Origin of the sequence: Lacibacter cauensis (assembly GCF_007830055.1) — a bacterium.
GTDB lineage: Bacteria > Bacteroidota > Bacteroidia > Chitinophagales > Chitinophagaceae > Lacibacter > Lacibacter cauensis.
Genome location: NZ_VLLE01000002.1, coordinates 692,886 through 711,074, shown reverse-complemented (window position 1 = coordinate 711,074; position 18,189 = coordinate 692,886). Strand labels below are relative to the sequence as shown.

The following is an 18,189-nucleotide window of genomic DNA, read 5'->3' as shown; positions in this document are numbered from 1 at the left end:
CAATGCTCAGTAAAAACGAAGTCAAATATATCCAAAGTTTAGGCCACAAAAAAAGAAGGGACCAAGAAAGGCTGTTTTTGGTAGAAGGCAGCAAAATGGTGGCCGAGCTGGTGCAGCATTATCCTTCGCAAATAGTGCGGTTATACGCTACCGAAACATTTTACGGGCATTGCGCTGCTGCAAAAAATATACAACAGCATTTTGTTGTTACGGATGATGAACTGGAGCGTATTTCGCAACTGCAAACGCCTAACCAGGCACTGGCCTTACTGCATTATTTTCCACAGCAGGAGTGGAGCGCTGCTGCAAATGATTGGACACTGGTACTCGATGCTATTCGTGATCCCGGCAACATGGGCACCATCATTCGCCTGGCCGATTGGTTTGGCATTAAGCAGATCGTTTGTTCGCCCGATTGTGCAGATATCTACAATCCCAAAGTAGTGCAAGCCACCATGGGCAGCATTATGCGTGTAACCATCATTGAAAAAGAGTTGACAAGCTTTCTCAGCAAGCAGCAACTGCCGGTTGTTGGTGCAGTGCTGTGCGGAAAAGAACTAGCTTCGTTTACGTTTCCAGGAAACGGTATTTTAGTCATTGGCAACGAAGCCAATGGCATTCGTGAAGAGGTGATTCCTTTGCTGAGCGACGCCTTGATGATTCCCCGTTTTGGTGAAGCTGAATCGTTGAATGCAGCCATTGCGACCAGTATCTTTTTATGGGAGCTGAAACGAGGATAGCACTACAAATTAGGATAGCTATGCAATGATTTCATATCCGTTACTATCAGCAACAATCTGCGTTATCCGTGTTTCTATTATTTAGCTGAAATACCAACCCTGCTTTGCACATAAGCATTTTCTTCCAGCTCAGTTAGCATAAACTGGGCAAGATCGCCGGCGTTGATGCGGTATAAATTGGGTTGCGGCGGATAATCTTTATTCGTGGTGTAGTTGCCCGTTGGTCCATCGTTGATGATATCCGGACTGCAGACAAATGTCCAATCGAGCGACGAAGCCTGCAAGTATTCAAATGCTTTGCGGTGCTCGTTGCCAACAGGCAGGTATTCCTGCGGATAATCTTTCTGATCGATGAGCAACGAATGTTCATCAAAATTTAAAATACCCATGCCGCCCAGTGCAACAATGCGGCGTACAGCTGCCTTTTTCATTTGTGTCACAATATTCTTCATACCCAGCGATCGGGATTTATCGGCACCATCAAATGCACCACCAATAACGCTGATCACCGCATCGCAGCCTTTTATTGCATCGTATACATCGCCCTCATCAAACAAAGCGCCTTTGATCAACTGCAGCTTCGGATTACCATCGGCCAGCTGATGCACATTACGGCCATAGGCTTTTACTGCATGTCCACGCCACAACGCTTGCTTTACTACCTGCACTCCAACCTGCCCGGTTGCTCCGAATACAATCAGGTTCATCTTGTGCTGTTTAGATCTACAAATTACAACAGGTTTACGAATAATGCCGGGGTAAGAACCTTGTTAAATTTAACAGGCTGCCAACCTCTTTGCCGTTTTTGTGATCTTTGTGCTTAAATTCAATTGCGTGAAGCAGTTTCTTTTTATACTCGGTTTTGTTTGGTTGTGTGCAGCGGCAAAAGCGCAGCATATCGATAGCTTGTTTTTTAACCTGTATACTGACAGTTTAAAAAAAGGCTCGTGGAATTATATTAACGTGGACGCCAAACTGAGCAATGGCAAATACATGCCGCTTACGTCCGAACAGCTGGATTTTAAAATCAGCGCCGGCAAACTGGAACGCAATACTATCTGGCTCGACTGGACTTTTCCGTACGACAGTGTGGTTGTTGAAGTGCGTTTGAAAAAAGAACCCGCAGTACGCAAAAGCATCACCATTTGGGTAAAGAAAAAAGACGAACAACTCGATGCACCTGTAAATGATTCGTTGCTGCAACAGATCAATAACCGGCCTAAATCATCAACTAAAAAGAAAGGGAAGGGATAGTGTTCTGCACCTCCAGGCCGTTGTTGGTCGCCCGACCAACGAACGAAATGCTTGAATCCATTTAATGTAACTTTTTGGGAAGACAGCACTTGTGTAACTGATAAGGCATGAATAAAATCCTGTGACGCTTTTTTTGCCTGGTACATTTGGTGAAAGACAGGTTGCAGATCAATGGTTGTTTAAACAAGAAGGTGTGTATATTTATACGTCAGGCGCAACATATGCGTCAGTTTTTAAAAATATTACCTTGAAAAAATATTGGGAAAAGATTGAGACATGGATTCTTGCAAATTGCCCACCAATCCTTGACACCTTAAATGCTGGCGCTTCCGAGCAAGACATTAATAATTTAGAAAATGTTATTAGCTTAAAGCTACCACTCGACTTTATTGAATTTTATAAAATTCACAACGGTCAATCATTTACACACTTGAATTTATTTGACGGTGACAGATTATTAAGTGTTGACGAGATTATTTCTGAGTGGAAACTTTGGAACGAAGTTTTGCCAGATATTGACAAAAATTGCAAAGAAATGTATGGTGAAGCAGCAAGCTCAACGCCGGACAAAGGAATAAAGCCTTATTGGTGGAGTTCTTCTTGGATTCCTATTACATCTAACGGCTGCGGTGACAATTATTGCATTGACTTAGACCCTACAAGCGATGGCACTTGCGGACAAATTATCAGGATGTGGCATGACATGCCAAACAGAGACTTACTTGCAACATCATTTAAAAATTGGATAGATAATTATGTGACTGACTTGCAAAGTGGAGTTTATACAATTTCAGATGACGTTGGTTGGGGCGGCATTGTAAAAAAAGATTGACAACAATGCGTCTAAAGTTGGATTTTATGCAGTTTGGGCATGACCAGCAAACATCAAAAAATTTCAAATCCAAACTGTGGTTCGGGCTGGACAAACGACTTTCAACTTTAGTTCTTAAATTCAATTTTATATTTTCAACCCGCAGCGGTTGTCGGCAGATGGAATACTAATTCCCAACCTGCATAAAGCCCTGCTCGTTGGATGTAATTTGTTAGACACCGATAATGGAAGATATTCAATTATATATTTCGAAAGGAACAGTTTTAAGATTAGAATTTCTTGACTTAGTCCATCCAACTTTAGTTCATATAAAGGCAGACCACTGGAATTTTATCTATCAGCTTTACCGTGACGACAAATTGATTGACAGTGGGCTTTTTACACCAAATTATCTGATTATTGAGGAACGACAACTGTTGATTATACAAGAATATGATACTTCAATTCTGAATAAAGAAAACATAAAAACAGATCAAGACCTTGTTTTTAATTTGAGACTGTTTGATTTTTCGAAAGGCAAAACAGGCAGATTTTCAAAACTGACAGGCGGTAATTTCAAACTGGAAAAACTTGTTGACAGCATCTTAATATTCCATAAAAAATATCAAGATGTGACAAAAGAATTTGAAGTAAATATCAACGAAATTAATATGACTGCTGTTGCGGAAAGATAAACTACAGCCAACAGAGCATTTGTAAACGAGAGGCTGAAGTGCTAAATTGAACAGCAAAACATAAATCGACAATAAAACAAACGTGAAGCTGAAGGAACCCAGACATCCACTCCTTCACAAACGTTTTGGGCGTTGGCAGGCATTACAAACCATTTATCATGACCGACAAAGACAAACAATTACTTGCTGAACTTGACTATGGAATTATTACGACTGAAACTTTCTTGAAGAGTTTTTCGGTTGACATAAAAAGTGACACAGAATTTGTAAGGACAGAAATGATAAATGCGATTGCAAATTCTGACCCAGACGAAATTCAAAGGACACTTTCTCTTGTTTTGTTATCAGGTGACATTTCTAAGTATGTTGACATTCTAAACGAACTTCTAATAAATCCCAACCATAAAAGGCATCAACAAATTGCTAAGACCTTACAAGATGAAGCACCAAGTCCATCGACAGTGCCTTTTATCAGGAAAGCGTTGGAAAGCAACTTTGACTATTTAGAATATACCTGTTCCGATTCCTACGCTATTGCAAAATGGTTCAGTTGGCTTTTGTATTCAATCGGGACAGCAGAAGCCATTGACTTAATGAAAGAGTATAGCAATGCCACAGACGAAGGAATACGAAAAGAAATGGCTTATCGACTTAAAAAAGTTCACGTTTGACAAAGCATAACGACAACTAACATTGGGAAGGGCTCTGTTACTTACAATAAAGAAGGCCACGATGCGTGGCCTTTATTTTTAATTCCCTGTTTTCTTTTTCACCGGTGGTTTGGCAACCGGCTTTTTCTGCGGTTGTTGCTTCGGTGCTGCTGGTGGCGCTTCTTCAATAATTTCACCCTTCAATAAACGGTTGTTGAAATCGATGGCTTCAGGTACAGGTGCCTGTCCGTCTTCTAACTTAAAGTTGAAGACTTTATCGATGTGTTGCCATTGTCCGTTTTCCCATTTAAAGCCTTCGTAGTCGCCATCGGGGATGAGTGTGTATTTTTTACCGGGCTCACTTGTTTCTGATACAAGATGATCGAAAATGATCATATCCATTTCCTCATCGTACTGCACACGTGCACGGCCATCTTTTTTGTACTCCAGTAAAAAACGATTCGTTGCAGGCTTCGGTACAGAATCCTGTGCAAACGAAAAAGCACCCTGTTTACCAAACACTGGTTTTTCATTTTCATCGAACCACATCACATCCAACCATTTTCTTGTTGTACGTGTATCGTTTTCATCGTAACCAAACAGCGTATAATATTTTTTACCGTTGAATTCTTTTTCTACAATGCGGTAATACACGGCTCCGATCCACCACATATTGTTGGCAATGGTATCCACATCGTTGGTAATAAACTGGTCAGCATCACGCAGCGGAATAAACTTTTCTGCACCCTTTGGATTACGGAACTGGATAAATCCTTTCTGCCGGCAGTAATCATCATCCTTTACTACCTGCCAGGTAAATATGCGGAACGAACTGTCTTCGCTGTAAATTTTAGAAATGGTTTTTAACGAATCGAACGGATATTGAAATGATTTATCCTGGATGATTGCACGAACGAGAATACGGGTAAAGTTACTGTCGCTGCGGAAACGCACTGCTGCATCTTTGCCACGCACAATTTCATAACCGAATTTCTTGAGCGAATCTTCACGCAAACGAAACTGCTTTAACTCAACCGGAGTAAGCTTCTGTGCCGATGCTGTTACTGCAACAAAAATTGTAAGAAGGGTAAACAGGTTCTTCATTGATGCTATTAACTGTTTAAAGGCAAAATTATTGTGTTTTACGCCTTGCTGCTGAGGGTCTGTGCAAAAGCTAACAAATCTTTATACTGTGCGTCTACCGTAGAGGGGTCGGGCTTTTCCTCAGGACGGGTAGGCAGATAAACGGTAAATGCGCCGAACTTTCTTCCAAACCACATATCGTTGGGCATATTGCCCACCATGATCGATTTCTTCAAATCGATTTCAGGAAAATCCTGTTTGGCCTGCAACGCCATGCCGGGATTAGGTTTACGGTTGATGTGTTTGTTATCGGTTGAAGGGCAGAAATAAATTTTATCGATCCGTCCACCTGCTGCAGTAATTGCCTGCAACATGTTGGTATGAATTTCTTCCAATGTTTCGAGTGTCATCAATCCTTTACCAACGCCTGCCTGGTTCGTCACGACAAAAATGCGATCGAATAATTTCGATAATGCAGCAATTGCCTCCAAGGTTCCTTCGGTGAAATGAAATTCACTCCAGCTTTTGATGTAATCGCCCACCACATCTTTATTGATCACGCCATCACGATCGAGAAACAAGGTCCATTCGTTGGTAACGGGTGGTAATTCTTTATGTGGTAGCGGCATAAAATAAGCGGTATTGGCGGGAACCTTGTTGGTAAGTGTTGTGTGGATCATGCATTAATTCTTTGGATTGAAATAACGCTCTTCCACCAACTGGCAAATGATATGACCGAGCATAATGTGACTTTCCTGTATACGTGGTGTAACCGTCGATGGTACATTGAACAGATGATCACTAAATTCTTTCAGCTTACCTCCACTTGCGCCGGTAAAACCAATGGTGATCATGCCTTTTTCTTTCGCTGCTTTAAACGCTTCAATAATATTGGTTGAATTACCGGAAGTTGATAAGCCCACCAGTATATCGCCGGTATGTCCAACGCCTTTGATGTAACGTGCATAGGCCACTTCAAAACTGTAATCGTTGGCAATAGCAGTTAGGTACGATGTATTTACATGCAATGCTTCAGCAGGTAACGCATCCCGATCGAAGTAAAAACGACCACTGAGTTCTGCAGCCAAATGCTGTGCATCGGCAGCACTACCACCGTTGCCACAAAAAAGAATTTTCTTTCCTGCACGGAAGGCATCCACAATCAAATCGCTGATGCTGTTGATCTTTGTCATCATTGCTTCATCGCTGAGCAATTGCTGTTTTACAGCTATTGAATCGCCGATGATCTGTTTGATCTGTTCGTTCATACTGCAAATGTAAATGAATTAAGCGGTGGCAGCGAGTTGCAGAATAGCCGCCGTCATTTTATCCCAGCCGTATTTCTTTTTTTCTTCCTGCAGGTGAGGCAGAAAATGGGCAGAGCCTTTTTGCATAAATTGCTGCATCGCCTCTGCAATAGATGCTACATTGGGTTCACAAACCAAACCTACTTTTCCTTGCGGTACAAAGGCAGGCAGTCCACCCACATTGGTAACGATCATTGGAATTCCGAAATGATAGGCAAGGGGCGTAACACCACTTTGCGTTGCATTGCGGTAAGGCTGTACCACTACATCGGAAGCACAGAGATAATATTTCACTTCGCTATCGGCAATGAATTCTGTTTTAAGAATCAGGTCATCTGCAATACCCAGCTGTGCGATCTGTTCGTCGTAATGCTTACGGTCTTCGTAAAACTCGCCGGCTATTAGTAATTGGAACTTGGGATTTGGAATTTGGGTATTGGGATCTTGATGTTTGGCAGCTTTCAGTTTTGCAAAAGCTTCCAGCAGCATATCCAATCCTTTGTATTTACGGATGAAGCCAAAGAAGAGAAAGATGAAATCGTTTTGATTGATGTTGAGATGTTTTCTTGCTTCTTCTTTTGAAACAGCATTGCCAAACACATCGTACAACGGATGTGGTTGCAACACAGCCGGTTTTGTTTGGGTGAAGCTGCGCAGATCAGTCATCACTTTTTCGCTCATGGTAACGAAGGCATCAACAGGCTTAATAAAATACTTCGTGAACGCATGATCGCCTGCACGTTTTTCGTGCGGCACTACGTTATCGGCAATACAAACAATTTTTGTATGTCCATTAGCTTTGATGCGGCGAAGGATTGTACCCAACGCCGGGCCCATTAACGGCAGCCAGTAACGTACCACCACTAAATCGGGCTTTTGCTTTTTGATTTCGTTGCCAACGATCATCCAGTTAAGCGGATTAATGGAGTTGACTTTTATGTTGATGTTGAGATCGGCAGGAGCAGGTTCCGATGAATATTGTGTGGTACCCGGAAACAAAAAGCCGGGATATTGCAGGCTGAAAGAGTAGATGCTTACATCGTGTCCTTCGTTTTGAAATTGCCGTGCCAGCCGCTCGTTAAAAATGGCGATACCGCCACGTAAGGGATGCGCAGGGCCGAGGATGATTATTTTTTTTGATGATAGATTCACGGATGACACTGAGTTGAGCTGATTCTAACGGATTTGTTTATTTTCATTGGTAAACACCTTTCGTTTGAAAGAAGGTTTTTCACCAAAGAACAAAAGTAACCCAATCTCATAATCTGTAGCCTTTAAATAGTTGAGAAGCTGCAACTCGTGTTCCATAATAATTCCTCCTTCACCTGCTTTCAGTTCGAGAATACACATGTCTTCAACCAATATGTCAGCATAATAACTGCCGACCTGCACATTTTCGTAATACACTTTAATTGGTTTTTGCTGAAGTGCCTGCAACCCGTTCTTTTGCAATTCAATCAGCAGCGCATTTTCATATACTTTTTCAAGAAAGCCGTATCCAAGTTTATTATAAACATTGTAAAAACAGCGGAGTATTTTACTGGTAAGTTCTTCATGTAGCAGCATAAGGTTGTTTTAATCTAATCAAGATAATCAATGATCAGAAAAAATCCGCCTTAATCTGTATACATCTGTGTTATCCGTGTCTCTATCTATATCCCTGCCTTCTCACCAATCAAATAAAAATTACGTTCAGGTGCATTGCGTGCAATCAGTTCACCAATAAAACCGGCGAGGAATAATTGCGAACCAATGATCATTGACACCAACGCAATAAAAAATGTTGGACGATTGGTGATGGAAAAATTAAAGTCGATGAGCTTGGCTACAATCAAATAGGCGCTGATCAAAAAACCAATCATAAAAAACAGTGTTCCCCACAAACCAAAGAAATGCATCGGACGTTTACCAAACTTCCCTACAAAAGAAATAGTCGCCAAATCGAGGAAACCATTTACAAAACGATCCCATCCAAACTTGGTAACACCATATTTACGTTTGCGGTGTTCCACTACTTTTTCACCAATATTTCTAAAACCTGCCCACTTGGCCAGCACCGGAATGTAACGATGCATTTCGCCGTAAACTTCAATGCTCTTTACAACTTTACCGTTGTACGCTTTTAATCCGCAATTGAAATCGTGCAGATAGATACCACTCATGCGGCGTGTAGCTGCATTAAAAAATTTCGACGGAATATTTTTTGTGAGTGTATTATCGTAACGTACTTTTTTCCAGCCACTCACCAGATCAAATCCATCGGCTTTGATCATCTTGTACAACTCCGGAATTTCATCGGGACTATCCTGCAAATCGGCATCCATAGTAATTACTACTTCGCCAAGTGCTGCTTTAAATCCTTCGTTTAGTGCAGCCGACTTACCATAGTTTCGCTGAAAGCGAATGCCTTTAATATTGCTGTTGGCCGAACGCAGTTCCTTGATCACCTTCCAGGAATCATCGGTACTACCATCATCCACCAGAATAATTTCGTAACTGAGCTGCTGTTCGTTTACCACACGTTCAATCCATGCACAAAGCTCCGGTAACGATTCGGCTTCATCTTTCAGGGGTATAACTATGCTTAAGTTCATGAAGTAATTAAAGAGTTTGAGGCATTTCATTTTCGGGATTCTTCTTCTTTACAATCGCCGCAATAATTAAAGCTAAGAGAAAATAAATAAAGCAGCTGAAAGCAAAGCCCAACAACATATTGCTGATGCTGAAACTATCTTTCTTCCTTGCTTCATCCATTGCCTTATCAATCTGATCCTGCGATGCACCAAATTTCTTGAGCATTTTTTCCGACATGTTCAGCGATTCTTCTGTCATGGCCTGTTTAAACTCAAGATCAATCACATTAAAAAGCACATAGGAGAGAACAGAGATGGCCAGTGCAGTCAATACAAACACACCAAAGCTTGTTTTTAAAGCCTTACCAAATTCAAGATATCCGCCACCTTGTTTTTTAGCAGCCAGACAAGCCATTACTGCAAACACAATAGGCAACAGGTAGCTTGTTACAAATGCCAGCGGACTCATTAATATTTTTACGCCACCCAAATACAAACCAATATAGGCGATGATACCAACAACTGCCGAGATAAGACCGAACTGTAAGAGGGGATTTGCTTGTTTTGTTTCCATAAACAAATGTTTAGTTGAGTTTTAGTTGATTGTTATTGATGATGCCAATCACTTTACCTTTTAACTCTTTGCCAACAAAGGCAGAATTTTTCGATTTTGAACGAATGGCATCTTCTGTAAACACATATGTCGCCAAAGGTTCAAACAATGTTACATTCGCCACTTCACCTTCTTTAATTACCGGTTGTGAAAGCTGCATCAATTTACGTGGGTTGCTGCTGGCCAGCTCCACCCAACGCTCTGCACTCAATGCATCGCCAAACACAGCGCCCATTACACCATAGCAGGTTTCCAAACCAATCATGCCTGGCTTGGCATATTCAAACTCACAAATTTTACTGTCGTATTCGTGTGGTTCGTGATGGGTCGTAATACAATCAACGCCGCCATTTAAAACAGCTTCCCGTAATGCATTCCGTTCAACAGCTGTGCGTACAGGTGGATATAATTTCAGATTCGTATCATACGTCTGCAGATCTTCATCGGTAAAATAAAGATGCGCAGGTGTTACGGAGCAACTGATTGCTGCACCGCTTTGTTTTGCACGATTGATATAATCGATACTCTTGGGCGAAGTAATGCCTGTGAAGTGCAACTTCGATTCGGCATAGCGTGCCAGTTTAATATCTCTGGCTACCTGAATTTCTTCTGCAAGAATGGGTTTGCCCGGCAAGCCCAGTCTTGTACTGATGATGCCTTCGTTCATCAACCCATACGTACCGATTGTTTTATCATCGGGTATCTGGATAATTGTACCATCAAATGCTTTTACATATTGCAAAGCTTTGAGCAACAAACCTGCCGATTGCACAGGATGCAATCCATCAGTAAAAGCTGCTGCACCGGCTGCTTTCATATCGTACATTTCGGCCAACTCTTTCCCTTCGGTTTGTTTGGTAACAGCACCCAGCGGATGTACACTCACCATGCTGTGTTTTGCTTTCTGCACCATGTATTCCACCTGCGACTTACCGGTTACAACCGGGTTGGTGTTCGGTAACAGCAACACTTCGGTAAAACCACCGGCCGCAGCTGCAGCAATACCCGTTTCCAATGTTTCTTTAAACTCAAAACCCGGATCGCAAAAATGTGCAAACACATCTACCCATCCCGGCGACAGATGCAGATTGTTGGCTTCAATCACCTGGTCGGCCTCTTGATTAGCGAGTGTACCGATTTTGCTGATGCGGCCATTATCAATAAAAACGTCTTGTGTACTCTTATGAAAAGGAGAAAGCGGATCGATAATATGCGCCTGACGAATAAGAATAGTCATGTACCTGGGGAAAATTATTGCGCCGCTAAGATCGTTTTTTTTGATTGATTTTGTGCCAAATAGATATAAATCTTACATTTGCAGCCCCCGATGAAATCCAGGGGTGGATTTCTCAATTTTTGTTCGGGACGTAGCGCAGCCCGGTAGCGCATCCCGCCTGAGGCGGGAGGGTTGCTAACCAAAATAGAGAGTTTATGTTTTACGTATATATTCTCTTTAGTAGTTCTTTAGAAAAGTATTATGTTGGTTATACTGAAAATGTAAGTATCAGATTAAATCAGCATAATGCAGGAAAAGGTAATTATACATCGAAAGGTGTTCCTTGGATTTTAATTACAATAGTTGAATGTACTTCTCGATCAAGTGCAGCTCAACTGGAATTGAAAATTAAAAAAAGAGGAATCAAACGATACTTACAGGATCAAGGTCTTGTTTGAGTTCGGGACGTAGCGCAGCCCGGTAGCGCACTTGCATGGGGTGCAAGGGGTCGCTAGTTCGAATCTAGTCGTCCCGACTTTTAAAAGCTTCACAGAAATGTGAGGCTTTTTTATTTGTGCTATTGATAGCGCATCCCGCAGGAGGCGGGAGGGTCGCTAGTTCGAATCTAGTCGTCCCGACAAAAAAGAGCATTGATTTGTCAATGCTCTTTTTTGTTCCTGCAATGCAGATGCAACACACTTCACCGATGAGAGTACACAACAGTTAACAGCTTTTACATTTTATAATTTCTGTATAAATTACAGAAAACTATCTGCTATGTTCCTTGGACATTTTGCTGTTGCTTTCGCAGCTAAGAAAGCTGATAAAACCCTATCTCTTGGCAGTACCATGCTTGCTGCTCAATGGCTCGACTTACTATGGCCTGTGCTCTTGTTGACCGGTACAGAGACGGCAGCCATTGCTCCTGCAGGATCTAACATTCCGCTGGAATTTACTTCTTATCCTTTTTCGCACAGCTTGCTGACTGTAGCAGGCTGGGCACTGTTGTTTGCAGTTGTATTTTACGGAATTACCAAACAACTGCGATCTGCTTTTGTAATAGCCTTTTTGGTTTTGAGCCATTGGTTTTTAGATTGGCTGGTGCATATTCCCGATCTGCCATTAACACCATTTAGCAATGAGAAACTTGGTTTGGGTTTGTGGAATTATAAAACCGCAGAGTTGCTTTTAGAATTACTGATGTATGCGATTGCTGTTGCATTGTTTTTTAAAAGCAGAGTGAACCCGGGAAAAAGAAAAAGTATCATTACATGGTCGCTGATCATATTCCTGTTAGTGATACACATCATGAACGTTTTTGGTCCGCCACCGCCTGCAATTACACCGGTCGCCGTGGTTGGATTATTACAATGGATATTTGTTGCCTGGGGTTACTGGGCCGATTAGTGATCGCTTTGTAGTTCCTCTTACATATGCCAAATTTGACTACAGAAAAATGTATAAAAACAAAAAGCTTCACATTGCTGTGAAGCTTTTTGTTTTTATACCGAATCTGTTGTTTCTATTTTTTCAAACTCATCGGCTTTGCATTTTTCTGTGCAATCAAAGCCAGCTCGGTTGCAAGAAAACAATGCGCCTGGCTCATGGCTGTTTCTGTACGGTTCAAGACATCATCCACAAACAAAGGACCAAAGGGGAGTGCTTCGTTGTTGCAATCCATGTGCAGCATTTCTTTTTTGTTGACGAGGTATAAATGATTGCCACCTTTCTTACCCGAAACAATATCGGTGTTCTTACGCACTTCAATGGTTCCTTCGGTACCCATGATGATCAATCGTCCATCGCCCCAGCTATCCAGGGCATCGGGTGTAAACCAATCGACACGGATATAACCCACACCACCATTACCACTCAGCATTACATCGCCGAAGTCTTCAAAGTTTGGCGCTTGCGGAAAATGTACATTGCCCACCTGCGACATCAGCACCGTTGCTTCGGTTGAATTCGTAAAATGCAAATACTGATCGAACTGGTGTGAGCCAATGTCCGTTAAAATTCCACCGTAACGTTTTTTGTCCCAGAACCAATCGGGCCGTACTGCTAAGCCCGATGTGCCGAACTTATTGCTGATGCGGTGCGGTGCTAAATTGATCGTTTGTATCACATTGCCGATTGCACCAGCCTTTACCAGCTGACTTGCTTTTTCGGTGCCTTTGTTTTCCAAACGCTCACTATACATAATGGAATAGATGCGTTTGGTTTCTTTCTGCACTTTTTTAACTGCTGCCAGTTGTTCTAAACTGATGATGCCCGGCTTATCGGTTAAATAATCTTTGCTGTGCTGCATTACACGAATACCCAGCGGGGCACGCTCATCAGGAATACCGGAGCTGAGCACCAGTTGAATCGACTTATCTTCTAAAATTTCTTTTTCTGATTGAGCCAGTTTTGCTTCGGGATAAGCTTTGGAAAAAGCTGCAAGCAGATCGGCTTCTTTTGCATATACTGCCACCAATTCGCCACCGCCTCTTTTAATGGCATCGGTCATACCATAAATATGCGGATGATTGATATTGATCACTGCGAATTTTATCCTGTTCGGGGCAACAGCAATCGTTTTTGGTTTCGAAGAAGACTGTACTGTGCTGAAGTTTTCAAACATCGGTGTCATAAACATAAGTCCCGATGCTTTTACAGAGTCTTTTAAAAACTGTCGTCTGTGTTTTGTTTCGTTATTCATTTGGCAAGTAGTTGTTTCGTTATTGTTTGCTAAGTGAGTTTATTAAAAGTACAATGCACAACAGAAATTGAGAACGTAAAGAAAAAACACTACAACGAATCCCGCAGCACCAACGAAAACGGCACTTCCAGTCGTTTGTGTTCGCTTTTTAAAACTACCTCGGCAGCCATTTCGCCCATACGTCTAAAATCGGTTGAAATGGTGGTGATTCCATTGAGGATAAAACGTTTCCACGGTGTTTCGTTATATGAAATAATGCCGATGTCTTTACCTACAACCAGATTAGTTTCTTTTATTTTATCAAGTAATACCACCAGGTCATCTTCCATAAGGTTGATGTATACTTCGCCTTCTTTAATGGGCTCCTTTGCAATTTCGTGCACCACTTTATAGTTGAATGCATACTCCATACAGAAATGTTCAAACCCCCGTAATATCTCTTCAGGGAAATACGTGTACGAAGGAAACACCAGTTTCAGATTCTGGTAATTACTCAGCTTGGGCAATGCTTCTTTCAATGCATTGAAAAGATCTTTCTCAAAGTTTTCATATACGGCTGCATACTCCCGTTTAATACCGGGAATCAGTTTGTCTAATAAAATCAACTGCCCATCGGTTATTTCATTGATCACTTCATACGCATTTTCACCTCCTTCGAGGAAGTGGGGAATAATCACATAATGCGTATAACCTTCTTTCCGGCTTTGTAACAACTTACGGAAAAGGGCATAGTCGTTATTATAAATGTAAAAGTCAATTGCTGCCTTATCACCCAGCGTTGCCACAAATGAATCGTAAATGATCTTCTTATGCGAACTGAGTTTATTGAAGATGAGAAAGACTTTAATATCCTGCCGGATATCTGTCTTCGAAATAAAATAACCCTTGCCTGGTACCGAACCCACCACACCCAATTGCTTTAGCTGGCGATATGCCTTCTCGGCCGTATCACGGGCAATGCTCAGTTCAAAACTTAAATCGTTAATGGAAGGCAGCAGGTACTCCTTATGTATCTGGCCCATTTCAACGGCCTTCAGAATGGAGTTTACAATTTGTACATATTTAGGGGTGATGGACTGTTCATCAATTACGATATGGCGGTAAATATTGTCGCTCATAAACAAGATTTGTAGACAATTAAGATCGGTAAGGGATGTAAATGTACAGTTTATGAACGAACCATTTAGCGGCCGACACTGTTCTTAAGCTCAGGATAGTACATGACGGAATTTCTGCCACAGCAAACTACTTTTATCTTTTTATGTCTTGCCATATAAATCAAGGATTACAATGAATGTATTATTAGGCGTTATTTTTCACTTTATCGGCGGTTTCGCATCGGGCAGTTTTTACATTCCTTACAAAAAGGTAAAAGGTTGGCATTGGGAAAGCTACTGGATTGTTGGCGGTTTGTTTTCCTGGCTCATTGTTCCTCCTATAGCGGCTTACTTAACTATCCCTGGGTTTGGCGATATTATCAGCGGAGCAGCCGGCTCAGCTTTAGCAATTACATTTATGTTTGGCGTGCTTTGGGGCATTGGTGGTTTAACCTATGGTCTTGGAGTTCGCTACCTTGGCGTATCGTTGGGCAGCAGCATCATCCTTGGTTTATGCATGGTATTCGGCGCAATCATTCCCGCTATCTATTACGATTTTAATCCTGTTGCAGGAAAAGATACATTCAGTGCAATGGTTGGCTCTAACTGGGGCCTAACCATCATTGCCGGTTTATTGGTGTGTGTAATCGGTATCATCATCAGCGGTAAAGCCGGTATGATGAAGGAGAAAGAACTGAAGACAGCAGGTACCGATCCGCATGGTGCCGAAACAAGCACCGAATACAAATTTGGCCTGGGTATGTTTGTGGCCATTGTTTCAGGTGTACTGAGCGCCTGTTTCAACTTTGGTTTGGAAGCAGGGCAGGAGATGGCCACTGTTGCCAACGAAGCATGGAAAGCTGCCAACCCCGGCGAAGGTGAATTCCTTTACCGGAACAACGTTATTTATGTGGTGTTGCTTTGGGGTGGTTTATCCACTAACTTTATCTGGTGCATGATTTTAAATGCACGTAACAAAACATTCGGCGATTACACAAACAAAAAAACACCGTTATTAAAAAACTATCTCTTCTCCGCATTGGCCGGTACAACCTGGTTCCTCCAATTTTTCTTTTACGGAATGGGCGAAAGCAAATTAGGCAATGGTCCAAGTTCATGGATCTTACACATGGCATTCATTATCCTTGTTGCCAACATGTGGGGCCTTGTGTTGCGTGAGTGGAAAGGCGTAAGCAAAAAAACCATTACAACCATAACAGTAGGCATTATCATTATTATCCTGTCGGTATTACTGGTAGGACGTGGTAACAGCCTCCATATATAATAACAACTGAAAAGAACAGAATATGTCAGTAGCAACTAAGAATTTTAAACACGTAAGCTATTTGTGGGATGATGCAAAGGCTGCAGAATTAGCCGGTGATGAAGTGGCTTTGTTAGTATATCGCTCAAACTTATTGGGAGCCGATCTGCGTTTAACGAACTATGGTGGCGGTAATACTTCGTGCAAAGCCATGGCGAAAGATCCGCTTACAGGTAAGGAAACAGAAGTAATGTGGGTGAAGGGTAGTGGTGGCGACCTCGGCACCATGAAGCGCAGCGGCCTGGCTGCATTGTATGTTGATCGTTTACGCAGCTTAAAAAATATCTATCGTGGTATTGAACACGAAGATGAAATGGTGGAACTTTTCAACCATTGTATTTACGATCTGGCTTCGAAAGCTCCATCGATCGACACTCCGTTGCATGGTTTTCTTCCATTCAAACATATTGATCACTTACACCCCGATGCAGCGATTGCCATTGCTGCAGCCAAAGATGGCGAAAAGATCACCAAAGAATTATTCAACGGAACCATTGGTTGGGTAAAATGGCAGAAGCCCGGTTTTGATCTGGGTTTGCAGTTGAAGCAATGTCTCGATGAAAACCCCGGCATCCGTGGTATCATGCTTGGCTCGCATGGTTTATTTACCTGGGGCGATACTGCTTACGAATCATACATCAACACACTCGAAGTAATTGAGCGTTGTGCAGAATATTTACAAGATAACATCAGCAAACAAACAGCCATTTTCGGTGGTGCAAAAATTGAATCCTTGCCCGAAGCCGATCGTAAAAAACAGGCGGCTGCATTAGCACCGGTGCTGCGTGGTTTCTGCTCATCGCAAAACCGTATGATCGGTCATTTTACCGATGATGCACGTGTGCTTGAATATATCAACTCCAACGATCTGGATCGTTTGGCTCCTTTAGGCACAAGCTGTCCCGACCACTTCCTGCGCACAAAAATTTCTCCGCTGGTGTTGAATCTTACAGCAGGCGAAGATTTGAGTGATACAAAAGCGATCAAAGAAAAAATCGCACCGCTGTTTGAAGCATATCGTGCCATGTATACAGAGTATTACAATACCTGTAAACATCCAAACAGTCCTGCCATTCGTGATACAAATCCGGTGGTAATTATTTATCCCGGTGTTGGCATGTTTACGTTTGCCAAAGACAAACAAACTGCACGTGTTGCTGCTGAGTTTTATATCAATGCCATTAACGTAATGAAAGGTGCAGAAGCCATTTCTGAATACACATCATTACCTCGCCAGGAAGCATTCAACATTGAATACTGGTTACTGGAAGAAGCAAAACTGCAACGTATGCCTAAGCCAAAAGCTTTGAGTGGTAAGGTTGCATTGATCACCGGCAGCGGTGGCGGTATTGGCAAAGCCATTGCAAAGAAATTTGCAGAAGAAGGCGCTTGTGTTATTCTGAACGATATGAATGCAGAGCGTTTGGCCGAAGCAAAAGATGAGTTTGTAAAACTGTTTGGTAAAGATGTAGTAGCTGCCGATATACTGGATGTTACCAAAGAAGATACCGTTCTTGATACGTTAACCACATCGGCACTGGCGTTTGGCGGTGTTGATATTGTGGTAAACAATGCAGGTTTATCTATTTCGAAATCGATCGAAGATCATACAGAGAAAGATTGGGATATTCTTTACGATGTATTGGTGAAAGGGCAATTTGTGGTAACCCAAAAAGCGGTAGAAGTAATGCGCAAACAAGGCATTGGTGGCGATGTGTTGAATATTGTTAGTAAGAATGCCTTGGTAAGCGGCCCGAACAATGCAGGTTATGGTTCTGCAAAAGCTGCACAATTGCACTTATCACGGTTGAATGCGGCTGAATTAGGTAAGGATAAAATCCGTGTAAACGTAGTAAATCCTGATGCTGTAATTGCAGGGAGTAATATCTGGAGTGGTGGCTGGGCTGCAGGTCGTGCAAAAGCTTACGGTATTACCATCGAAGAATTACCGGCGTATTACGCAGGCAGAACTTTATTAAATGAAATTATTTTACCCGATGATATTGCGAATGCATGTTACGCCTTTGTAGGTGGCCTGCTCAACAAATCAACCGGTAACGTATTGAATGTAGATGGCGGTGTTGCCAATGCATTTGTACGCTAAGATTTTTTGTTCATAATCAAT

General features: G+C 42.1%; 20 protein-coding genes and 1 tRNA gene. 10 read left to right on the top strand and 11 right to left on the bottom strand.

What is annotated here, in order from left to right:
• The first annotated feature begins 2 nt into the window (after positions 1-2).
• Positions 3-740: a TrmH family RNA methyltransferase gene (locus IQ13_RS03065; protein ID WP_144884377.1), complete on the top strand. Its 738-nt coding sequence runs from the start codon at positions 3-5 to the stop codon at positions 738-740.
• Between the two features lie 77 nt (positions 741-817).
• On the opposite strand, the gene IQ13_RS03060 is transcribed toward IQ13_RS03065, so the two are convergent.
• Positions 818-1,447 carry an NAD(P)-dependent oxidoreductase gene (locus IQ13_RS03060; protein WP_144884375.1) on the bottom strand — a complete coding sequence of 210 codons (630 nt, stop codon included), beginning with the start codon at positions 1,445-1,447 and terminating at the stop codon, positions 818-820.
• A gap of 127 nt (positions 1,448-1,574) precedes the next feature.
• On the opposite strand from IQ13_RS03060, the gene IQ13_RS03055 reads away from it, so the two are divergent.
• From IQ13_RS03055 to IQ13_RS03040, 4 genes are all read left to right on the top strand, one after another.
• Entirely contained in the window at positions 1,575-1,994 is a 420-nt protein-coding gene (locus IQ13_RS03055) for a hypothetical protein (protein ID WP_144884373.1), read from the top strand.
• A 133-nt stretch (positions 1,995-2,127) separates the two neighbouring features.
• On the top strand, positions 2,128-2,826 hold the full coding sequence (locus tag IQ13_RS03050; RefSeq protein WP_158637288.1) for an SMI1/KNR4 family protein: 699 nt from the start codon (positions 2,128-2,130) through the stop codon (positions 2,824-2,826).
• A gap of 224 nt (positions 2,827-3,050) precedes the next feature.
• The gene (locus IQ13_RS03045) at positions 3,051-3,500 is read left to right on the top strand and encodes a hypothetical protein (protein WP_144884369.1); all 450 of its coding nucleotides are present in this window, start codon (positions 3,051-3,053) and stop codon (positions 3,498-3,500) included.
• Positions 3,501-3,658: 158 nt separating this feature from the next.
• Positions 3,659-4,171, top strand: a complete 513-nt coding sequence (locus IQ13_RS03040; RefSeq protein ID WP_144884367.1) for a hypothetical protein — start codon at positions 3,659-3,661, stop codon at positions 4,169-4,171.
• 78 nt (positions 4,172-4,249) lie between these two features.
• Here the strand turns inward: IQ13_RS03040 and IQ13_RS03035 are convergent, their stop codons facing one another.
• From IQ13_RS03035 to IQ13_RS03000, 8 genes are all read right to left on the bottom strand, one after another.
• Positions 4,250-5,254: a hypothetical protein gene (locus IQ13_RS03035; RefSeq protein WP_144884365.1), complete on the bottom strand. Its 1,005-nt coding sequence runs from the start codon at positions 5,252-5,254 to the stop codon at positions 4,250-4,252.
• Between the two features lie 38 nt (positions 5,255-5,292).
• On the bottom strand, positions 5,293-5,913 hold the full coding sequence (locus IQ13_RS03030) for a D-glycero-alpha-D-manno-heptose-1,7-bisphosphate 7-phosphatase (protein ID WP_242009468.1): 621 nt from the start codon (positions 5,911-5,913) through the stop codon (positions 5,293-5,295).
• A 3-nt stretch (positions 5,914-5,916) separates the two neighbouring features.
• Positions 5,917-6,501: a D-sedoheptulose-7-phosphate isomerase gene (locus tag IQ13_RS03025; protein WP_144884363.1), complete on the bottom strand. Its 585-nt coding sequence runs from the start codon at positions 6,499-6,501 to the stop codon at positions 5,917-5,919.
• 18 nt (positions 6,502-6,519) lie between these two features.
• Positions 6,520-7,692, bottom strand: coding sequence for a glycosyltransferase (locus tag IQ13_RS03020; RefSeq protein ID WP_144884361.1), 1,173 nt, complete (start codon positions 7,690-7,692; stop codon positions 6,520-6,522).
• Positions 7,693-7,716: 24 nt separating this feature from the next.
• Positions 7,717-8,106 (bottom strand): GxxExxY protein, encoded by a 390-nt coding sequence (locus IQ13_RS03015; protein WP_144884359.1) that lies wholly within the window; start codon positions 8,104-8,106, stop codon positions 7,717-7,719.
• Between the two features lie 86 nt (positions 8,107-8,192).
• Positions 8,193-9,134 (bottom strand): glycosyltransferase family 2 protein, encoded by a 942-nt coding sequence (locus IQ13_RS03010; RefSeq protein WP_144884357.1) that lies wholly within the window; start codon positions 9,132-9,134, stop codon positions 8,193-8,195.
• A gap of 7 nt (positions 9,135-9,141) precedes the next feature.
• Entirely contained in the window at positions 9,142-9,687 is a 546-nt protein-coding gene (locus IQ13_RS03005; protein WP_144884355.1) for a DUF4199 domain-containing protein, read from the bottom strand.
• A 10-nt stretch (positions 9,688-9,697) separates the two neighbouring features.
• Positions 9,698-10,963: a dihydroorotase gene (locus tag IQ13_RS03000; RefSeq protein ID WP_144884353.1), complete on the bottom strand. Its 1,266-nt coding sequence runs from the start codon at positions 10,961-10,963 to the stop codon at positions 9,698-9,700.
• A gap of 194 nt (positions 10,964-11,157) precedes the next feature.
• Here IQ13_RS03000 and IQ13_RS02995 point away from each other — a divergent pair, with 194 nt between their 5' ends.
• From IQ13_RS02995 to IQ13_RS02985, 3 genes are all read left to right on the top strand, one after another.
• The gene (locus tag IQ13_RS02995) at positions 11,158-11,400 is read left to right on the top strand and encodes a GIY-YIG nuclease family protein (protein WP_144884351.1); all 243 of its coding nucleotides are present in this window, start codon (positions 11,158-11,160) and stop codon (positions 11,398-11,400) included.
• Between the two features lie 3 nt (positions 11,401-11,403).
• Positions 11,404-11,477, top strand: a tRNA-Pro gene (locus IQ13_RS02990).
• Positions 11,478-11,719: 242 nt separating this feature from the next.
• Positions 11,720-12,349 (top strand): metal-dependent hydrolase, encoded by a 630-nt coding sequence (locus tag IQ13_RS02985; RefSeq protein ID WP_144884349.1) that lies wholly within the window; start codon positions 11,720-11,722, stop codon positions 12,347-12,349.
• A gap of 115 nt (positions 12,350-12,464) precedes the next feature.
• On the opposite strand, the gene IQ13_RS02980 is transcribed toward IQ13_RS02985, so the two are convergent.
• Together IQ13_RS02980 and IQ13_RS02975 are read right to left on the bottom strand one after the other, a co-directional pair.
• Positions 12,465-13,643: a Gfo/Idh/MocA family protein gene (locus IQ13_RS02980; protein ID WP_144884347.1), complete on the bottom strand. Its 1,179-nt coding sequence runs from the start codon at positions 13,641-13,643 to the stop codon at positions 12,465-12,467.
• Positions 13,644-13,732: 89 nt separating this feature from the next.
• A complete protein-coding gene (locus tag IQ13_RS02975; RefSeq protein ID WP_144884345.1) occupies positions 13,733-14,761 on the bottom strand; it encodes a GntR family transcriptional regulator in 1,029 nt (342 codons plus the stop codon).
• A gap of 172 nt (positions 14,762-14,933) precedes the next feature.
• Between IQ13_RS02975 and rhaT the strand changes: the two genes are divergently transcribed.
• The gene (gene rhaT, locus IQ13_RS02970; protein ID WP_144884343.1) at positions 14,934-16,025 is read left to right on the top strand and encodes an L-rhamnose/proton symporter RhaT; all 1,092 of its coding nucleotides are present in this window, start codon (positions 14,934-14,936) and stop codon (positions 16,023-16,025) included.
• Between the two features lie 22 nt (positions 16,026-16,047).
• Complete coding sequence (locus IQ13_RS02965) at positions 16,048-18,168, top strand: bifunctional aldolase/short-chain dehydrogenase (protein ID WP_144884341.1); 2,121 nt, start codon at positions 16,048-16,050, stop codon at positions 18,166-18,168.
• Positions 18,169-18,189: the final 21 nt, after the last annotated feature.